Annotated in this window: 15 protein-coding genes; 8 read left to right on the top strand and 7 right to left on the bottom strand. The window is 52.3% G+C overall.

Annotation, left to right across the window (positions count from 1 at the left end; translation table 11 throughout):
* Positions 1–271 precede the first annotated feature (271 nt).
* The 5 genes from KJS65_RS24970 (at position 272) to KJS65_RS24990 (ending at position 5230) form a co-directional block, all read left to right on the top strand.
* The gene (locus tag KJS65_RS24970) at positions 272–730 is read left to right on the top strand and encodes a chemotaxis protein CheX (RefSeq protein ID WP_213652527.1); all 459 of its coding nucleotides are present in this window, start codon (positions 272–274) and stop codon (positions 728–730) included.
* A gap of 171 nt (positions 731–901) precedes the next feature.
* On the top strand, positions 902–1675 hold the full coding sequence (locus tag KJS65_RS24975; RefSeq protein ID WP_213652528.1) for an SDR family NAD(P)-dependent oxidoreductase: 774 nt from the start codon (positions 902–904) through the stop codon (positions 1673–1675).
* 135 nt (positions 1676–1810) lie between these two features.
* Positions 1811–3223, top strand: coding sequence for a DEAD/DEAH box helicase (locus KJS65_RS24980; protein WP_213652529.1), 1413 nt, complete (start codon positions 1811–1813; stop codon positions 3221–3223).
* Positions 3224–3260: 37 nt separating this feature from the next.
* Positions 3261–4007 (top strand): ABC transporter ATP-binding protein, encoded by a 747-nt coding sequence (locus tag KJS65_RS24985; protein ID WP_213652530.1) that lies wholly within the window; start codon positions 3261–3263, stop codon positions 4005–4007.
* A gap of 2 nt (positions 4008–4009) precedes the next feature.
* A complete protein-coding gene (locus KJS65_RS24990; RefSeq protein WP_213652531.1) occupies positions 4010–5230 on the top strand; it encodes an ABC transporter permease in 1221 nt (406 codons plus the stop codon).
* A 113-nt stretch (positions 5231–5343) separates the two neighbouring features.
* Here the strand turns inward: KJS65_RS24990 and KJS65_RS29980 are convergent, their stop codons facing one another.
* From KJS65_RS29980 to KJS65_RS25000, 3 genes are all read right to left on the bottom strand, one after another.
* Positions 5344–5466 (bottom strand): YjcZ family sporulation protein, encoded by a 123-nt coding sequence (locus KJS65_RS29980; protein ID WP_211147087.1) that lies wholly within the window; start codon positions 5464–5466, stop codon positions 5344–5346.
* 118 nt (positions 5467–5584) lie between these two features.
* Positions 5585–6886 (bottom strand): aminotransferase class I/II-fold pyridoxal phosphate-dependent enzyme, encoded by a 1302-nt coding sequence (locus KJS65_RS24995; protein WP_213652532.1) that lies wholly within the window; start codon positions 6884–6886, stop codon positions 5585–5587.
* A gap of 151 nt (positions 6887–7037) precedes the next feature.
* On the bottom strand, positions 7038–7697 hold the full coding sequence (locus tag KJS65_RS25000) for a pyridoxamine 5'-phosphate oxidase family protein (protein ID WP_213652533.1): 660 nt from the start codon (positions 7695–7697) through the stop codon (positions 7038–7040).
* 211 nt (positions 7698–7908) lie between these two features.
* Between KJS65_RS25000 and pdxR the strand changes: the two genes are divergently transcribed.
* Positions 7909–9360 (top strand): MocR-like pyridoxine biosynthesis transcription factor PdxR, encoded by a 1452-nt coding sequence (gene pdxR, locus KJS65_RS25005; protein ID WP_213652534.1) that lies wholly within the window; start codon positions 7909–7911, stop codon positions 9358–9360.
* Between the two features lie 100 nt (positions 9361–9460).
* Positions 9461–10246 (top strand): AraC family transcriptional regulator, encoded by a 786-nt coding sequence (locus KJS65_RS25010; protein ID WP_213652535.1) that lies wholly within the window; start codon positions 9461–9463, stop codon positions 10244–10246.
* Positions 10247–10721: 475 nt separating this feature from the next.
* Here the strand turns inward: KJS65_RS25010 and KJS65_RS25015 are convergent, their stop codons facing one another.
* From KJS65_RS25015 to KJS65_RS25030, 4 genes are all read right to left on the bottom strand, one after another.
* Positions 10722–12434 (bottom strand): extracellular solute-binding protein, encoded by a 1713-nt coding sequence (locus KJS65_RS25015; RefSeq protein ID WP_213652536.1) that lies wholly within the window; start codon positions 12432–12434, stop codon positions 10722–10724.
* The gene (locus KJS65_RS25020) at positions 12431–14161 is read right to left on the bottom strand and encodes a sensor histidine kinase (RefSeq protein ID WP_213652537.1); all 1731 of its coding nucleotides are present in this window, start codon (positions 14159–14161) and stop codon (positions 12431–12433) included. Before KJS65_RS25020 ends, KJS65_RS25015 begins: the two co-directional genes overlap by 4 nt.
* Before the next feature lie 18 nt (positions 14162–14179).
* On the bottom strand, positions 14180–15817 hold the full coding sequence (locus KJS65_RS25025) for a response regulator (RefSeq protein WP_213652538.1): 1638 nt from the start codon (positions 15815–15817) through the stop codon (positions 14180–14182).
* A gap of 444 nt (positions 15818–16261) precedes the next feature.
* Positions 16262–17797 (bottom strand): glycoside hydrolase family 31 protein, encoded by a 1536-nt coding sequence (locus KJS65_RS25030; protein ID WP_213652539.1) that lies wholly within the window; start codon positions 17795–17797, stop codon positions 16262–16264.
* Positions 17798–18226: 429 nt separating this feature from the next.
* On the opposite strand from KJS65_RS25030, the gene KJS65_RS25035 reads away from it, so the two are divergent.
* The gene (locus tag KJS65_RS25035) at positions 18227–19531 is read left to right on the top strand and encodes an ABC transporter substrate-binding protein (RefSeq protein WP_213652540.1); all 1305 of its coding nucleotides are present in this window, start codon (positions 18227–18229) and stop codon (positions 19529–19531) included.
* Positions 19532–19540: the final 9 nt, after the last annotated feature.

A 19540-nucleotide genomic window follows, 5' to 3' on the forward strand; every position in this document is an offset into this window, starting at 1 on the left:
AGGTACAAAATATTTTAAAAATAGATTCTACAAAATTCGCCATGGTATTCAAATTTATATCTAAAGGACCGATATACATATCAGGCTTTCATATTCTTTTTTCCTAAATAGGAAAAAAGAATCGATAATAAGGGTATTTATGCCCTGGTTCTAAAATCAAGTGTGAATTTTTGGTGATTTATTTAGGGGTTTAACGTATAATTGTTTCAAAGAGAAATGGGACTTTTGGAGCGTGTCCTGCAATCTACTGTGGAAGGGGTGTTTAACAGAAATGAAAGCGGAAGTTATCAATCCTTTTCTGGAATCTGCGCGGCTTGTGATCGAGCAGGTTATCCAGGTATCGCCTTCAACAGGAAGCCTGGGAATCAAGACTGTGGAGTTAATCCAGGACCATATATGGATACATATCGGAATGACCGGACAACTGAGCGGAAATATTATGTTCGGTATTCATGAGCATGTGGCATTGCGGATGGTGTCTGCCATGATGGGAGGATACGTGCTGACCGAGATGGATGAGATGGGGCAAAGTGCCATTTCTGAGCTCGGCAACATGATCAGCGGCAACGCAAGCACCATTTTATCCAATCAGGGAGTGAGTGTCGACATTACGCCACCTAGAGTGGTGAAAAGCGAGCAGGTCACTTCGTTTCTTCCGCAAAAGGCGCTCAGTATCCCTCTCTTAATGGATGGTATCGGAGAACTGGATATTCAAGTCATGATTTCATAACAAAAATCTTTTCGGAGTACTCTCATGGAAAAAAGATTCGTGCCTGGCGAATGTTTTTCTAGTGATATTAGGATGCGATTCCTCGATATTATACGTCTAATATCATAGAATAAGGGTATCAACGCGTGGAGTACATTTCGTACTGCATGTCTCTTGGGAGGAACTGAAATCATGTTGGAGAATAAAGTGGTTGTTATTACAGGAGCATCAAGCGGGATCGGCCTGTTGACGGCTCAGATGCTCAGCAGCGAGGGAGCTGTTCCGATTTTAGTTGCACGCTCACATCAGAAGCTGGTTGAAGCCTCAAACGGAATAACCGGGAAACACGGGATCAAAGTCATGGATGTGACCCGTGATGATCAGGTGAAGCAAACGTTTGAAGAGATCGTCCAGGACTACGGTAGAATTGATATCCTGCTGAACAACGCGGGTTATGGTAAATTCGAGAATGCAGTGGACATGCCCACTGAGGAATACGAGCGGATGATGGAAGTGAATTATATGGGAACCGTGCGCTGTACGAAGGCCGTGCTCCCCCATATGCTTGAACGCCAAAGCGGTCATATCGTGAATATCGCTTCCATGGCGGGCAAGATCGGTACGGCGAAATCCTCTGCCTACACAGCAACCAAGCATGCAGTGCTTGGTTTTAGTAATGCCCTGCGGCAGGAGCTGAGGGAGACGGGAATCACCTTGTCAACCGTCAATCCGGGACCGATTGATACGCCTTTTTTTGATATCGCAGATCCCTCGGGTGGTTATGTGAGCAATGTAAAATGGCTGATGATGAAGCCGGAGCATGTAGCGAGCAAAATTGTACAGTTGATGAAGACGGGCAAGGAAGAGTTGAATCTTCCATTAAAAGCCGCCGCCGCTATGCGGTTATATCAGCTGTTTCCACGCCTTTCGGATAAGCTTACTTACCGGATGATGAATAAAAAGTGACAGACCGGCTCCAAATGAGCCGGTTTTTTTCTTTTCTTGGGAAGCACTCGGAAAGGGTCACGGAATTAACTTTTGGTACCGCGGCTCTTTTATCATATAATAAATAGTAATGACTTATATAAAGGATGGAATTTAATGAACGAAACTTCATTTACAGCGCTGGGTATCGATCAATCTCTGGTCGACGGCCTGTCGGAATACGGAATTACGGAGCCAACTCCGGTACAAGCGGAGGCTGTTCCTGCAATACTAAAAGGAGCAGACGTGTTGGCCCGTTCGCAGACAGGGACAGGCAAGACGCTTGCCTATCTGCTGCCCATACTGCAAAGCATAGATGTTGAATTAAAATCGGCTCAAAAGCTTGTGATTGCACCAACCCAGGAACTTGCCATGCAGATCGTTAGAGAAAGCGAGAAATATGGTCAGATCAGAGGTATCCAGGTACTTGGACTGATTGGGGGAGCCGCACTTAAACGTCAAGTGGAGAAGCTGAAGCAGCATCCACAGCTTATCGTGGGAACGCCCGGAAGATTGCGGGAGCTTATTGAGGTCCGTAAGCTGAAAATGCATCATATCAACGCGATTGTCGTGGATGAAGTTGATCAGGTGTTCCAATTGGGTGGAGCGGGTGATGTGGACCGGATTCTCCGCAGCGCGCTCCGGGACCGGCAGCTGGTGTTTCTTTCGGCCACCGTCAGTCCGGAAACGGCTGGACTTGTGAAACGGGAAATGGAAAATCCGGTGGAAATCGGCATCGATCCGGACCAGTCCACTGCGAAGGGACTCGAACATATTTATTTTGCCGGAGAAGAGCGGGATAAGATGGAAAATCTGCGCCGCGTCATCCGTCACTTCAATCCGAAGAAGGTCATGGTTTTTGTCAATCAGACGGAAACTATTGGTGAAGTTCAGGCAAAGCTCAATTTTATGGGGCTCCCGGCCGAGGCGTTGTATGCGGATGCCGATAAGATGGTAAGAAGCCGTGTGTTAACCGGTTTCCGCAGCGGCAAGTTCAAGGTGATGGTTGCCAGTGATGTGGCTGCCCGGGGCCTCGATATTGAAGGACTCGAAATGGTCATCAACTATGATCCTGCGCTGGATTCCGAGCATTATGTACACCGTGCAGGACGTACCGGACGGATGGGACGCAGCGGCCTGGTGGTCTCGCTGGTGACGAACCGGCAAATTTTTATCATGAACAAGTTTGCTAAAGAGCTTGGCATTTCACTGGAGGAACGCAAACTTTTTGGTGGCAAGGTGCTGGAGCCAAGAGAAGTCTCTTCCAGTCAGGGGCAAGCCGTACGGCGGAAATCTGAAGACAAGGATACGACTGCCAAAGCAAAAATCTCGTCGGGAGTCGTTGACCAGGGTTCGGTGAAAAGCCGCCCGGACAAGGCGGAAAACCGTAAGGCACCCGTTCCGGCCAAAAAACAGAGCGAGCCCTTCCGCGGAGGGAAGCCGTCTGAGCGGCAAAGCCGCAGCGAGCGGGAGCGGGATCGGAAGAACAAAGGTGCTCCCAAATGGCTGAAGGACAAAAAGAACCCTTAAACAAAAAAGTGGATTGGCATTTCATGGAGGTGATGCAATGAGCGGCAATACTGTGCTGGATATACAGGGTTTAAGCGGCGGTTACAGCTTGAACCGGCCTGTACTGCATGATATTTCGTTTCAGGTGAAGCCCGGAGAAATGGTTGGACTCATTGGCCTGAACGGTGCAGGGAAAAGTACAACCATGAAGCATATTCTTGGACTGATGAATCCCCAGAAAGGGGATATCCGGGTTCAGGGAAAGAAGAGGGAAGAAGATTCGGAAACCTATCATGGGTCACTGGCCTTTGTACCGGAATCTCCGCTTTTATATGAAGAAATGACCGTGCGCGAGCATCTGGAGTTTACTGCAAGAGCTTACGGAGTCGGGCGCGGGGATTATGAAGAGCGGGCAGATAGATTGGCACGGATCTTCCGGATGCAGGACAAAATGGACAGTCTATCGACTCACTTGTCCAAAGGGATGCGGCAGAAGGTCATGATTATGTGCGCATTTGTGGCCCGCCCTTCGCTTTATATTATTGATGAGCCCTTTCTCGGGCTGGATCCGCTGGGAATACGCTCCCTGCTGGATTTCATGGTTGAGTTGAAGGAAGGGGGCTCCTCGATTTTGCTGAGCTCACATATTCTTTCGACGATTGAAAATTACTGCGACCGGTTTATCGTACTGCATCAGGGAAGCGTCATTGCGCAGGGAACTCTGCAGGATATCGCCGCGCAGGCGGGTACTAACGGGGCAGGACTGGAAGACATGTTCTATACCCTCGTGCAAGGCAGGGATTGACGATGGATTTAAGCCAATTAAGATCTGAGCGCCGCGGCCGTTTCTGGGGAAAAGAAGTACTGCCATATCTCGGTTATGTCATCCAGAGCGGGGTCGCGGTACTGCTTTTATTCCTGCTCATTGCATTTTCGGCATGGTATACTTCCCTGGTCCAGCATATTCCCGCTGGTCTTCCGATCCGCTGGATTATGCTGATTCTGTTCGTACCCCTGACGGTGAATAGCGGCTTCAGAACCTATCTTCAACCCGCAGATACCGTATTTCTGCTTCCGCAAGAATCCAAAATGAACAACTATTTTAATGCGAGCTGGATTAGTGGTGTGGTATACAAGCTGCTGGGGTTAGCTCTTGTATTTTTGATATCCTGGCCGCTCTACGTCCGGAGTGATGAGGATCCGAAGTCATTTTGGCCTTTTCTGATTATCCTGATCGCGCTTAAGGTTCTTGCCAGCTATGGCTGTTGGAAAGAGCTTCGAATGGTGTCACGGCGTGCTACGATGGCTTATCGGCTTCTTCGTTACGTAATACTTGCGCTTGCTGTTGCAGCCTGGCTTTGGCAGCCGGAGGGCAGAAGTCTGATCTTCATCGTGCTTCTTGCTGCTACATATATTGTGGCACTTCGTATCCCAGCCAAGCATTTGGTAGCATGGGACAGATTGATCGCCCAGGAAAAGACACAAAGTGGCCGCGTTCTGATGATGCTGGGCTGGTTTGTCAATGTACCGGGCAGACAGCAGCGCATTTATGCGAGAAAATGGCTGTCGTGGGCGGGAAACCGCATTCCATGGAAGCCTGAGGCTGCGTACAGGTATCTTCTGATGAAAAGCTTTGTGCGAAGCGACATTCTGGGCATCGTGCTGCGGGCAGGAATTCTTGGAGCGCTTCTTGTCTGGTGGACCCGGAGCGGCATGATGGGCAGTGGCATTTACTTGTTCTTCGTATTCCTGGCAGGAGTCCAAATATCATCACTTCTGCGATATCACAGCGAATCCTTCTGGCTTCACGTGTATCCGATCCCTCCGGGCAGCCGCCGTACGAACGCAGTCGGGCTCGCTTTCCAAATCCAGCTGCTGTTTGCGGTACTGACGTGGCTTCCTCTCCTTGGAGCGGGTTCTGATCGTTTGGGTCCCGTATTCCTCACGCTGGCTATCGGAGTCATTTTATGCTTATTGTTCCGTTTCTTTGCTGGGCGGAAAAAAACATCGGATGATGACGATGAATAGCGGGCAAGGCCCATATTAGATATGTAAACATGAAAAAAGCAGAAGACCGGGATTGCTCCCGGCCTTCTGCTTTTTTTGATTGTCAGCTGATTCTTGTTGATTAAGTGGAATAATTATACCCAGAAAGAACGAGTGATGATTACCAGGAGGATGAAGAGTACCAGAATTGCTCCAGTGTTACCAAACATTCCGTGTCCGCAACCGTATCCGTATCCGCCTCTTACTTCTTCGCTCATGTTCATTCCCCTTTGCAATGGATTGTTTTAGTTACATCGTATCTTATGTCTAGGGGGAAGACTGTGCTTGGGCAACTACCCGTTCCTCATCAAAAAAACAGATTTTTAAAATGTATGCTTATTTATTCTGCAAATCATGAATTCCCTTGTACACCAGGTCAAAGAGTTCTTCAAGATATTCTTCCTCAATGCAGGAGAAGGCGACGCGGAGATCATGCTCGCCAAGAGCGATGGTTCCGACGCCATATTGATGAAGGATATGCGTACGAAGCTCCTCAGCGGAAACATCCTTCAGCTTCAGGCACATGAAGTATCCCGAGTTGAACGGATAGTATTCCCATACATCCTTGTATTTGCCGCTGTCCAGCAGTGTTTTAACCTTATTGGCACGGCCTTTCATGATCTGGAATTTTTCTTCCTTCTGCGCATGGAACTCCGGTGACTTGAGCGCTTCAAGCACGAAGGTTTGAGAAGGATGGGCTCCGCTTGAAATGGTTGCACGGATGATGCCGAGCGTCTTTTGCTCAAGTGCATGCAGCACTTCCTTGCTGTCAGAGGCATAGGTGATGAACCCGACGCGGAAGCCCCAGACGAATTCTTCCTTGGTCGCGCCATCGACTTTGACAGCGAGTACGCGCGGATGGAGATCTGCCAGCTTGCCGAACAGAGATTCCTTCAAGGAGTCTTCAAAAAATAATCCGAAATAGGCGTCGTCGGTTACCACAACCACGTTAATGCCAGCTTCGGCGGCTTCCTTGACAGCAGCGACAATCTCATTGCCTTCCTTAAGACCCGGTGTATAGCCTGTAGGGTTATTCGGGAAGTTGAGGATCACTACCGCTTTTCCCTTGTCCTTTTGTGCGAGCAGTGCATCACGCAAACCTTGGCTGTTGAACGTCATTTCATCGGTAAAAAGTGGGTAGTTAACGATCTCGGCGTGACGGCGGATACCGAAGGTCAGCTCGTAGTTCTCCCAGTTTTTATCAGGATAAATGACAGCGTCCCCTTCATTGACGAAGAGGTCGGCAACCACACTCAGTCCATGTGTCAGCGCATTGGTCACAATTGGACTACTCAGTGATTTTTCACGCAGGGAAGGGTTCTCTTCTTTCATTTTGGTGAGCCATGCTGTCCGGAGCTCTGGCTTACCTGCAGGAGGAGCATACGGATACAAATCCTTCGGCTGGAAAGCAGATAGCTTACTTTGGATCACGTCCAGATGCATCGGGATACCGCCTTCGGTTGCAATGCCGATCGTGGCATTGTACTTCTTGGCATGTCCGGAGGCTTCAGCAGACTGGCTCAAAATGCCTTCCTTTGGAAAATAGATCTCTTTGCCCAGTGTGGACAGCATGTCATAGACATGCGGGTTGCTGGACTTAACGCCTTCGTTCAGTTGTTCAGCCAATGAATTTAACATTTCTTCCATCCTTCCAAGTCGGTTGTAATGTCAGGACTTTATACAAAATCCCCATGTAAGGTTTTCCGTTTGAACTGCCTAACATTATATCACCTGTATCAGGAACCGTCACTGAAAAAAGGAGCTTTTTGTCACTGAGCAAAAGGGAGGCTTAATAATCGTCATCAGCTGCCTGAGGTTCCTTGCCGGTTTTCTTTTTACGGCTGACTGGAATGCTGCTGCGGATATGCTCAGCGGTTTCAAGGTCACGCTGTGCGCCCCGGGATTCAAGCCCGCACAGTACTTGCTCCCGTTTATCTGTATTCAGATTTTGTCCGAATTTGAACTTGGCGCTGATGTGGTCTGCTGCAATCTTAACCACAGCCACATTGCGCAGTCTCGAGGCATATGCCGGATGGGATGCTTCAATGGGATCATAGCCGCCTTCCGGCTGCAGCTTCTTCATCAGCAGCGAAAAGGCCGCAGCCTTTTCCTCAAGATCCTGCACGATTTCTGCCCTTCCGCTAGCCGTTACACTCTTGAAGTAGGAGGTGGCTGGGCAGGCCAGGCTCGGATCAGTAAAATACGATGGAATGACCGCATATTCGTCGGCCACGCTGAAGCTTACATAAGGGCTCGCTTTTAAATGCTTCATCTTTTCGCCGATCCGGCTGCCATGGAAATAGAAGATTCCTTGATGGTATACGTAATTCAGCGGTGTAACCCGGGGATGTCCGTTTTCTCCCACAGTGCCGAGAAAGCCAAAGCTCATACCGGATAAAAACTCATCGATTTCCTGTTCTTCAGTGATGCTGAATTCCTCTCTTCTCATCCATGTTTCCCCCACTTTTATTTAATGCTTGCGATATTTGAGAAAACAACAGTTATCAAGATACCGCAGAAGCTTGTTGACAGCATAACGGAGACATTGACAAGGAAAAAGATCCAATTTAGATTAAAATTTATAGTCCAATCATGTTTTCGGTTTGTAAACATTCGTTAAATAGTTCAAGCAGATCCAGTAGAGGGAAGGGGCGACAGGGATGGAACTGAGCCTCCATATGCAATCGTATCTCAGTAAATACCGATACAAGTATCTTGCGCTGTATCATGCGCTAAGGGAAGCAATCCAAGACGGACGTTTGCCGGGAGGGATAAAGCTGCCTTCTACCCGGGAACTGGCAGATATGTACGGGTTATCCCGCGGAGCCGTGGCTCAGAGCTATGACATGCTAATGGCAGAAGGCTATGTACATACCGAGACAGGCAGGGGGACCTATGTGACCCATGCAGGTTATTCACCCCGTCCTAAGGCGGAAATAAAGGATACACCAGTAAAACTCTCCAGCTGGGGCGAGAGGCTGATTTCACTGCCACGGGGGCCGGCAGATCCAGCGATGCAGGCAGAAATCAGTTTTATCAATCAACCGCTGGATATGAGCCATTTTCCGTATGAGGAGTGGCGGAGCGCCCTTTCTTATGCCGGCGGACGAAAGGGGAGCGAATTGCAGCATAAAGCTCCGCCAGAAGGAGACTGTCAGCTGCGTGAAGCTATTGCCTCTCATTTACGTGTCACGCGTGGCATTATGGCTAGGGCCGAGCATATTGTTCTTTTCAGCGGGTCGATGCAGGGAATTGCGCTGCTGTTCCAGCTGCTGATGAATGAGGGGGATACAGCTGTCGTGGAGAATCCGGGATTCCATGGTATCCGCAGAGCCATTAAAGCATGCGGTGGAATAGCTATTCCTGCGGAAGTTGACCGTCAGGGGGTAAAGCCGCAGGAGTGGGATTCAGGTATTCTCTTTGTCACACCCAGCAGGCAGTATCCTACGGGAGCCGTGCTGAGCCTGGAACGCAGACGACAGCTTCTTGACTGGGCACAGCGGCATAATGCAGTCATTATTGAAGATGATTACGATAGCGAATTTCGCTTTGCTGGCAGACCGATCGAGCCGCTTAAGGCACTCGACACGCAGGAGCGGGTCATCTACATGGGTTCCTTTTCGCAAACGATGTTTACCGGGCTGAGGCTGGGTTATGCGGTGCTGCCGGAAGGGCTCGTAGGAGCCGCTGTTCGCGCCAAGTCTCTGTATGAACCAATGTCCCCGGGATTTCTGGAGCAGCGGGCTCTTGCCAGATTTATGGCCAAGGGAGGCTATATGCGGCATTTACGCCGTCTGACCCGGCTTTATGGAGCGAGACACGAGCACTTTTGTAATCTGATGAAAGAACAGGCTTCTCATCTCTTCGAACTCATACCTGGTGATGCGGGGCTGCATGTCTATGCGCATTGGCTCAGATCACCGGAGGAATACACCGCTTTCTGTATGGCAATAAATCAAAGAGGAATCAGCTTCCGGGATGCGCAGGTATACCGGCTGGATGAAGGGACTCCGGCGGCCTGCTTCGGATTTGCCCATCTGGAAGAGGATCAAATTACGGAAGGCATCAGCAGGCTAATCGCCGCGTGGCAGGATGTGCAAAATTTCGCGTGAAAGAGTATCATATACATATATTGTGTTAAAGTGTGCATGATCTTTGATACAATATGTGTACCTGTATTGAATTAGTTTATATATAAGGGGGAATGACGACATGCTGCATGCGTCGCCATCTTCTTTCCAAATACTGCCCTCTCTTGCAAAGATCGTTTGCGAGCCGGGGTGGAAATGGCAGAAGCGTGAAAAAGCGCTGGAAAACTATGATCTATTTTATGTATGGAGCGGTGAAGGGACAGTCATCCGTAATGACGAGTCCTTTGAGGTCGGCAAAGGCAGCTGTTTTTTGTTCAGACCGGGTGACCACACCAGTGCGATCCATAATCCGCAAAAGCCGTTGGTGCTTACATACAGCCATTTCAGAGTTTCCGAGCCGGTGAGCGAGATACCACTGCCTTACCGCCGCTTGACGGATACGGTTGATTTTGAATACATGCTCGCGAGGTACGTGAGGCTGTTTTTGGTCAACACGTTTGCTGCAGAAGAGGAAGGCCAGCTGATTTTGAAGCAGCTTATGATTCATCTGCTGCGGCATGACCGCGAGCAGCCGGAGGAAAAGAAGGCCAGCAATCAGCTGACCGAGGTGATTCACGAAATTGCAAATTACGTTCAGCAGCATCCCGGAAAACCTCATCGGGTTGAGGATCTTGCGGCGCGTGCGGGCCTCTCCCCAAGATATTTTTCCATCAAGTTCAAGGAACTGATTGGAATACCGGTGCAGTCCTATATTATAAGGACACGGATTGAGCGTGCACAGCATCTTCTGCTTCATGCGGGCATGAATGTAACAGAAGTAGCGGATGCGCTAGGCTACCGGGATATCTTCTTCTTCAGCAGACAGTTTAAGCAGTATACCGGCAAAAAGCCTTCCGAAATCCGCTAAACCTCCCGTTTTGTTTCGGCAATGTAAAGCCCGGGTAAATAGGGTGAAGTACATACGGCTGAAAGAAACGAAGGGAGGTACGCGCGAATGACGTACAGACGGAGAATACGCAGACGCGAATATACCATGGGCGGACGCAGCATGATTCGGAGCCGGATGCGCCGGTACAAGCCAAACGAGCCCGCGAATGATTTGTGGTTCTAAACATAGCATGAGCATAAAGAGCAGCACGGGAGCAGGGAGCCGTGTCTGCTTTTTATTTTTGGAAGAGAAGGATTATTACTGTAATATTACTAAAGCTTGAATATAAAATCCCTCAAATTTGTAAGAAGGCAAAACATGCACACTTATGGCACGATGGTAGATCGGCAAGCGCGGTGAGTTCTTGTCCAAGCCTAAAGACATGAACTTATGTCGCAAGCCAAAATGACATAAAAGCAGGGATTTTTGAGATGGATCGGGATGAACGCCACGCTCAGCGCGTTTCCTTTAGCGATGCGTACCATTCGTTCACTTCGTCGGTCATTGCGTCGCCACCCAACGCGTGCCATCTGGCAACGACGCGATCGAAGTAAGTCAGCGGCTCCTGGCCGTAGACGATCTTGAGCATCGCATCGTGGAGCAATTCATCGAGGGCGTCGCCGATTTTTTCCATCATTGGCGTCGGTGCGCCGGTGAAGGCGTCTGTCTTATAGACGGTGGGATTGCTTTCGACGATGTTCCAGCCCCTCAGTTCTTGAGGCGTACGCTGCAGCTTGTTTTTGATGTCGTATGGTGTCTGGTCGGACACGCTTTGGTTGATGCGGGCGATCGATTCGCTGAGCAAGTTCGGGACAGAGGGGAGCGACAGGCTCAGCAGATACTTCTGGGGGTCCGCCAGACCGCCGGGCACCTGGCTCTCCCGGAATGTCAGCTTACCGCCCGAATAGCCGTAGTCATAGCCCTCGGCGATGCCCCAGCGATACGGTGATCCGGCAGGGGGATCGACGAAGTTATCGTAGACGAAGTTCATATACCTGAAAAAAATTTCGGGATTCGCCATGTCCGCGTTGATGGCGACCGCGCCGAATTCCGGGGGCGTGCCGCGCGTGCCGGACAGGCCTCCCGGCCCGGTGGGGATGGGATACGCGTCGAACTTGGCGCCCGGCACGCTTGCGGTCACATCCCCGAGCGGCCAGCCGGCGGCCCACAGCGGCGCCAAGATCATGCCGGCCTTGCCCTGCTTCCATGCTTCCGTCGCCTGAACCTCGTCGAGAATTTCGGCATCCTTCGGTACGTAGCCCCGCTCCATCCACCGCTTCAACGTCGCCAGTCCTTGCCGGACGCTTGGCTGGACCGAGCCGTAAGACAGCTTCCCGTCTGCGCCCAAGTTCCAGATGTCCGGCATCTCACCGTAAGCCCCGAACACGAAACCTGCGTCGGACATCCAGGAAAAAAACGAATTTTTCAGGCTGACGCTGAGCCCGTAAGTATCGTTTATGCCATTACCGTCCGGGTCCTGATGGACGAACGCATCCATGACGGACTCCATATCTTCGATCGTGGAGGGCGCCTTGAGGCCAAGCTTGTCGAGCCAATCCTGACGGATGTACAGCACCTCGTTCGAGTTCATTTTGCCGTCGAGAATCGGTACCGCCATCTTTTTGCCGTTGACCGTATACCGGTCCCACGCTTCGGGAGCTTGCTCCATGGCCGCCTTCCACTTGGGCGAGGCGTACTGCTCGAAAAGCTGACCGACGTCACGGAAGGCACCGGAGCGCAGAAGCGGATACAGATTTTGTCCGCCCTTGAACGTAACGATGTCGGGGAGCGGCTGTCCGGCCGCGATGGAGGTATTCAGCTTGTTGATGTAAACGTCCTCGTCTCCGGTCGTCGTCCACAGGTATTTCACCTTGATGCCGAGCTTCTCCTCGAATAGACGGCTCAGGACGTTGTTTTGCAGATCCTCGCCGTTTTTGAACTCGATGTCGGGGTACAGATGCCCGACGGTCGTCAAGACGGCGGGGGGCTCGTATTTTCCTCCGACGAAGGAAGGGGGAGGCTCTTTAGATATAGAGCCTGCCTCTGGCCTGTCGGGGGGGCCCTTCTGATCCTTCCAATAGACGAAGGAAAATAACATGACGAGGACAAAAAAGACAATCGCGAAGCCGAACAGTCCCGTTTGTTTCAACCATCTCCAGATGCTCATGATTCCAATCCCTCCTGTTCGCGAACCATTCTCCACCACAGCTTCACCTGGAGTCCGCCAAGTTCTCCGTTCTCAAGCTCCATATGAGCGTCCGGGCCAAGCAGCGCGCCCATCCGTTCATATACATTATGAAGCGCCCACGCGGTATTGGTATCCGAACCGCTGTAAATCGCGTTTCGGAGCGCGGCGAGTCGGCCGGTCTCGACGCCGCGGCCGTTGTCGGCTACGCTAATTTCGCAATATTCTCCGTCAATATGACCCGCAATTCGAATGTCTCCGACCGTGCGCAGCGGCTCGATGCCATGCAGAATGGCATTTTCCGCTAGCGGCTGCAGCAGCAGCCTCGGCACCTGCAGATCGAGAATGCTTTCCTCGACATCTATGGCGAAGACGAAGCGGTCCATCTGCAGGCTCTGGATCGTCAGGTATAGCCGGACGAGCTCCAGTTCCTCCCGCAGCGTCGTAAACGTATTCTCGAACTTGATGGATTGCCGGAAATAACGGCTTAAGCTCATGGACATGTCAATGACGGCCTGCTTTTCGTCGAGCTCGGCCATGCTCTTGATAAACGCGAGCGAGTTGTACAGGAAGTGCGGCTGGATTTGGGAGTGAAGCTGCCGCAGCTTTGCCTCCTTGGAGCGAATTTGCTCCATGTACACCTTTTCGATCAATTCCTTGATTTCTTTGGACATCTCGTTAAAGCGGTCGAACAGATAGGCGAATTCGTCGTTGCTTTCCTGGCGCAGCGTGATCGTATACTGGCCGGTCGTGATCTTTCGGACGCCCCAGATCAGCTTGCGGATTGGAATCTGCACGTCCCGGTAGAGCAGTAGGGCGAGCAGGATGCTGAAAAGGAGCAGAAAAATGCTGGAGAAATAGTACAACCGCTGGTTGGCATAGATCGGATCCAGCACTTCGTTGATCGGGGTATAGTCCGCGACGTACCAGTCTTTAAAGCTGCCCAGCGCGGAAAAGTTGACGAGATAATGCTCGCCGTTCAGTTTGATAAGCCGGTTACCGCTCGTTTCTTCTCCTACCCCGAGCAGACGGGTTAGCTCGCGGATGAACGGAAGCTTCTCCGTATCGCCGGTCAGTACGTCTCCGGCCGCAGAAAACAAGATCGGCCCATTGTCGTTCGTCCCCTTGGCACGGTCCAAATAATCGAGCACGTTTTTGGTGTCGATCTTGGCCCTGATGACATAGGACACCTTGTCCGGATCGAAACGGAATGTGTACGGATGCGCCAGATAATACGTCAAATACGCGCCGCCGTTGGCATGCTCGTACTGCCAGAATGGGCGGAAGTGCGTTTCCAGGTAAAGATCGTTAAGTGTGGGCGACGTGGCCAGCGGGGAGTAGGCAGGGCTGTCCTCCGCATAGACCACCGTGAATTCAGCGTTCCAGTTATTCAGGGCATGCAGCAGGTTCAATTTGTCCGACACCCGCAGCTTCAGCTTATTCAGCTCGAAGTCCCCTTCCAGAAAGGAAGGGGTCGCGAGCAGCCGCACATCTTTGTCTAGCACGAGAAAATCGCTGAAGGAAGATATTTTGGACAGATTGTTGTCGATGTCGCCGGCCAGAAACGTGAGCTCGTTCAGTTTCACGCGTTGAATTTCCTGTTTGATAAGCCGCACGCTGGAGCGGTTTGTCAAGTAGTACAGCAGCAGCGTGGAGACGAGCAGCAGGAAGATGACGAGCACGATTTTTGTAAATATGGTAAGCCTCATGCGAGTGTCTCCGTTCGGTCAGGAATATTGGTGGCGGAAGTCTTGGGGCGTTAGTCCGTAATGCTCCTTGAACAGCTTGATAAAATATTGCGGTTTGTGGTAGCCGATCGCCGAGGCGACGTCGCTAACCTTTAGTTCCGGCTTCTCAATAAGCATTTCCCGCGCCCGCTGCATGCGCATCTTGTACATATACTCGCTGATATTCTCTCTTGTCTTGTTCTTGAACAGGGAGGACAGGTACGCCGGATGCAGGCCGACGTGATCCGCTGCTGTCTGCAGCGTGGCGTCGGCGATTCGATCGGTGATGAACTGCCGGACCTTGCGGATGAGCACCGCCTGCTCGTTGTTCCATTCACTCTTGGTCATCTCCCGCAACCGGTCGAGCGTATGCAAGACCCAGTCCTGTAATTGACGCATATGGCGGAAACGGCTCGCATCGCCGGCCTTATCCGACTCTGCCGGAATGATGTCATGCAGGCTGAGCCCGTTTTTATGGGCAAAAAAGCTGAATGCGCCCATGGCGTGATAATAAAGCTCCAGAAGCGTCTCGCGCGACTCCATCCGTTTGTCTGTCACCTCCTGGAAAATGGCGTCCCACTTGGCGGAAATAGCCTCCCACTGGCCGATCTCGAACAGCTGGATCAACGGGGGGGATTCGTAAAGACTGTGGATGCGGTATGGTAAATCGGGCGCGGCGGCATCCTGCAGCCCAATGAACAGATCCGTTTCGCCGCCGAGATGACGGGCGAACACGGCCAGCGAGTCCTGGTATGTTCCGCGCAAACCATGCGCCATCACATGCCAATGGCTCACGACGATCGAGATGCTGCTTTTGAGAAAGTGCCTGACGTGACGCTGCAGTCTGGATGCCAGATGCTCGAGAGACTGCTGCCGTGCACGCTCCGGCTGCGGTTCCCGCTCCAGCCACGACGCCTCCCGGGCCTTGAGAATGAAGATTTCATGTTCGAATGGATCACGACCGCGCCAAACGTAGAACAGATCCGAGAACGTCTCTTCCGCGATATTGACGACGGCCGAGGCAAGCAGTGATTGGTCCTGCCAGTTCAATTCCTCTGCTGACGATTCGATGCGAAGGACGCACATTGCCGTTTCGTCGCTTGAACGAAACGGCATCTGATAATAGGCGAGCTTCTCTTCGAGCAGCTCAGTCGAAAGCTTCCGCCCTTGCAGCAGATCAATGAGCAGTTTTTCGCGCAGCAGAGGCATATGCTCATGCAGCAAGCGCATGGCATTCTCCTGCTTGCCCCGCTCGTCCCATTCAATTTGGAGGTCTTCCGTCAGGCGTTGCAGCATGCAAGCCAGTTCCCCATGGTCAACTGGTTTGAGCAGGTAGCCGTCCACCTGCTGACGGATTGCCTCCTGCGCGTAGTCCCATTCGCCGTAACCGGAGAGCAGGATGCTTTTGAAGTGCTTGTCATATTTTTTGATATGCTCGATCAGCTCAAGTCCGGAGATGCCGGGCATGCGGATATCGGTGATGATGATATCGACGGGATAGCTCTTGCAGTATTCGAGCGCCTCCTCGCCGGAGAAAGCCTTGTGAACCTTGCCGATGCCGAGCGTTTCCCACGGTATATTACGCTCGAGACTGTCCACGAGGTGTGCGTGATCGTCGACGATAAGCAGCTCATACATATTTGACACCTCCCAGAACGGTCTTCGGCTTATTGAGGACTGGCGCCTCTCCGGTGAAGGAGGTGCGTTCCCGATTTTTATAAAATACTAGAATTATCAGTTCACCACGAAATGGATCATTTCAATTGTAATCGCAAGTATATGAGACTTCTATAAAGCGTTCTGTCTTTTTTAGGATATCAGAAAATAATCATCCTCAAAGCATAACATCCTTGTATCGCAAGAAAAACTTCCGCTTAAGACGGACTGTCTTTCTTTGAAGTGCGTTTATAGACGTTTTCTTATGAAGGCACGCCGACGTTCTCTTTTGTTGATATATCTATACATTTCAGCAGAGCTGAACCATTCTATCTTTCATTAAAACTTACAATGGGGTCTTTTACTCTATCTGCGATCTTTCGCTGGCAGGATGGCCTTGATTTCGTTTTTGCCGGCGCCCGTGTCCTATTGATTACTGCGGTACCAGGGCAGCCGCGATAGGGGAGCCTCGACTTCCAGCTCGGTCGGACCGATGACCACGCTTCCGTCATCGCCCTGCCACCGACCCTCGGGGAAGACGACGCGCCTTGACGTTTGGCCTTTGACGACGACCGGCGCGACGAGCAGGTTCGATCCGAGCAGAAACTGGTCCTGTACGAGTTCATAGCCGCATCCGGGATATTCGAACTCTAGGCTGCGCAACATCGGCAGGCCATCGGCAGCAGCCTGGCGGGCGAGCGCGAGCAGTTCGGGACCTAGCTCTGATCTAAGCCGTACGGCGTCCAGGCACCAGGTCAGCTCCTCACCGCGCAGCACGCGCCAGGGGGCCATGGAAAACTGCATGACCGGAAACAGTGCGGCACATTGGGCGTACCGGACAAAAAGCTCGCTGTCGAAATGGAAGTCGGGGGAGTTGATGTCCCCGTCCATGCCGCCGCCGATCATGTCCGGGCAGTTGAATGCGTACCCGAGCAGTCCCTGCGCGATCGCGTTCGGAATCAGGCCGCCGAGCCCTCCCGTGTCCCAGGTATGCGTCTTGTCCCGCTGACGCTGGATGAGCGCTTGCCCGCCGAGCTTCCAGCACATGCGCAGCTCGATGAGTGGATAGCCAACGCCGAGGGACGCATAGGCCTCGCAATCCTCAAGCAGGCGCAGCGGGCGCGACCAGGCGACAGGCTGCGTCGTATCCGGCGCTCCGGGCAGGATAGGCTCGCCGGCATCGAGCTTGAAGCCGTCGACTCCGTAGTCCCCAGTCAGCCTGTTCATTTGCTGCCTGAACCAAGCCACGCCTTTCTCCTTCGTATAATCCACGACGGCACTGTACCCGTTCCACCAATGTCGAAGCACGGGCGCGCCACCCTCGCCCTTCATGAGCAGGTCGCTGCCGTGCAATTCCTTGAACATCGTGCAGTCCGGACTCACGTAAGGACACATCCAGAGCATTACCTTAAAGCCCATGCCGTGAAGGGTATCAATCATCGCCCGGGGATCGGGGAAGCGGTGCTTGTCGAAATCCCACATGCCGTAGTCTTCCATCCAGTTGTCGTCGATGATGAGAATGCCGGGCGGCAGCCCGTTCGCGAGAATTGACTCGGCGTAGCGTATGATCTTGTCCTGGGTAGGTGCATAGAACATCTCAACCCAGGTGCAGTATTGCGGAGCCGTAAACGCGAGCGCGTCGGGAAGCAGCCCGGAAGGCGGGAAGTGCGCGCCGGAGGCATGTCGGTAGGCGCCTTGCAGCGAGCGGTGCCCTTCCTCGACGATGATTTCGCCGGCACTGTCAAAGACGGACAGCCCGTTCTCGTCCACGCGGAAGGCGAACGGCTCCTCGCTCCAGATGTACCGGCCTTTGCTGGAGAGCAGCAAAGGCGAGGCCTGGTTGTCGTCCGTCGTGCGCAAATCCCTCGCATGTGCCGCCTGGCCGAACGGCATAGAACTGCCTTCGTTGATCGCGCCGCCCCACCAGTATTCGCCGGGTAGACGGGAAATTGTTTTGGTCATGGCTGAATTCTCCTTGTCGATAGCGGGCAAATTCTTGCGGATTTTATGCCCCAAATCATCTGAATTTTGATCCTGATTGTTAGATGATAGAGTTTATGAGTTTTCAGGGAGCTGAACAATTCTATCATCGCAAGAAAAACTTCAACTAAACGCGGTCTGTCTTCTGTGAATGTACGTGTCGACAGGCGCCTTTCTATTATGCAGACAACGTCCGCGACTGGGAAGAGGATCTTAAAAATGGGGCTTGAATCTTAAAATCCGGGCATTTAAACCCGAATTCGCCATGATTTATGATTATAGCGTCAAGAGCTCACGACGACTCAAACGGGGGAATGATGGTTGCGCAAATTCCCTATGTTCTAGCAGCTCGGACATGTTGGCGGAACGTTAAGGTACGGCATATTTCAAAATAACCGAGGGGGATTCACGATGAACTTGAGAAAAAAATGGGGGACGGCCGTCGCTGCGCTGCTCGCCTCATCGCTGGCACTGGCCGGCTGCGGTCAATCGAATGACGGAGGCAAGACTGCGGATAGCGAGCCTGCCGGCGGCAGCCAGAAGAGCGTGACGATTTCCTACGCGATCTGGGATAAAAACCAGCAGCCGGCGATGGAAGCGATCGCCAAAGCGTTTACCGGGCAGCACCCTAACATTGAAGTCAAGATCGACGCCATTCCTTGGGGCGAGTATTGGACGAAAATGTCCGCTGCCGCTCCGGCAGGCACGCTGCCCGATGTATTCTGGATGCACGGCGGCCAGTTCATCAAATACGCGTCCGGCCAGTTTCTGGAGCCGATAACGGACAAGGTACAGGCCGGAGAGATCGATCTGAACAACTACGCGTCCAACCTCGGCTCGATCTATACGATGGACGGGCAAAACTACGGCGTCCCGAAGGACTTCGATACGATCGGCCTGGCCTACAATAAGGAGTTGTTCGATCAGGCAGGCATAGCGTATCCGAATGATACCTGGGATTATGCCAAGCTGGCGGAGGTCGCAGGGCAGCTCAGCCAGCCGGACAAAGGCATTTACGGCTTCGGCGCCAAAATGGACACCCAGGCCGGCTACTGGAACGATATGCTGGCGTACGGCGGCCACATTTTAAACGCCGACATGACCAAATCCGGGTATGACGAGCCTGCCTCGATCGAGGCGTTAAAGGCCCGTTACCAGATGATCCTCGATAAGGCTTCGCCGACGCACCAGCAGATGACCGACACGGATTCGGTCGAGATGTTCAAGTCGGGCAAGCTCGCAATGATTTTTGACGGCTCCTGGGACAACGGTAACCTGGCTAGCAGTGACATCATTAAGGGCAAGTATAACTGGGCCCCGCTGCCGAAGGGCAAGGCGGGACGCGGCAATATCATCAACGGCCTCGGCAACGTTATGTCCGCGAAGGGCAAGCATAAGGAGGAGTCGTGGCAGTTCTTGAAGTTCCTCGGCTCGAAGGAGGCTGCCGAAATCACGGCCCAAATGGGCGCGGCGATCCCGGCGTTCCAGGGTACTCAGGATGCATGGGTGAAGTCCAAACCCGAACTGAATCTGCAGGTGTTCATCGACCAGGCGGCGGACGCAACGCCGTACCCGAGCGGCTCGAAGTCGTACCCGGTCTGGTTCGCGAAAGAGGGCGAGATCATGTCCCAGGCATGGGGCGGCGCGATCTCGATCGAGGAAGGCGCCAAAAAGGTTGCGGAAATGATGAATCAGGCGATCGCGGACGCGAAGTAAGCACCGTAC

The sequence above is a fragment of the Paenibacillus sp. J23TS9 genome (genome assembly GCF_018403225.1).
Taxonomy (GTDB): domain Bacteria; phylum Bacillota; class Bacilli; order Paenibacillales; family Paenibacillaceae; genus Paenibacillus_AQ.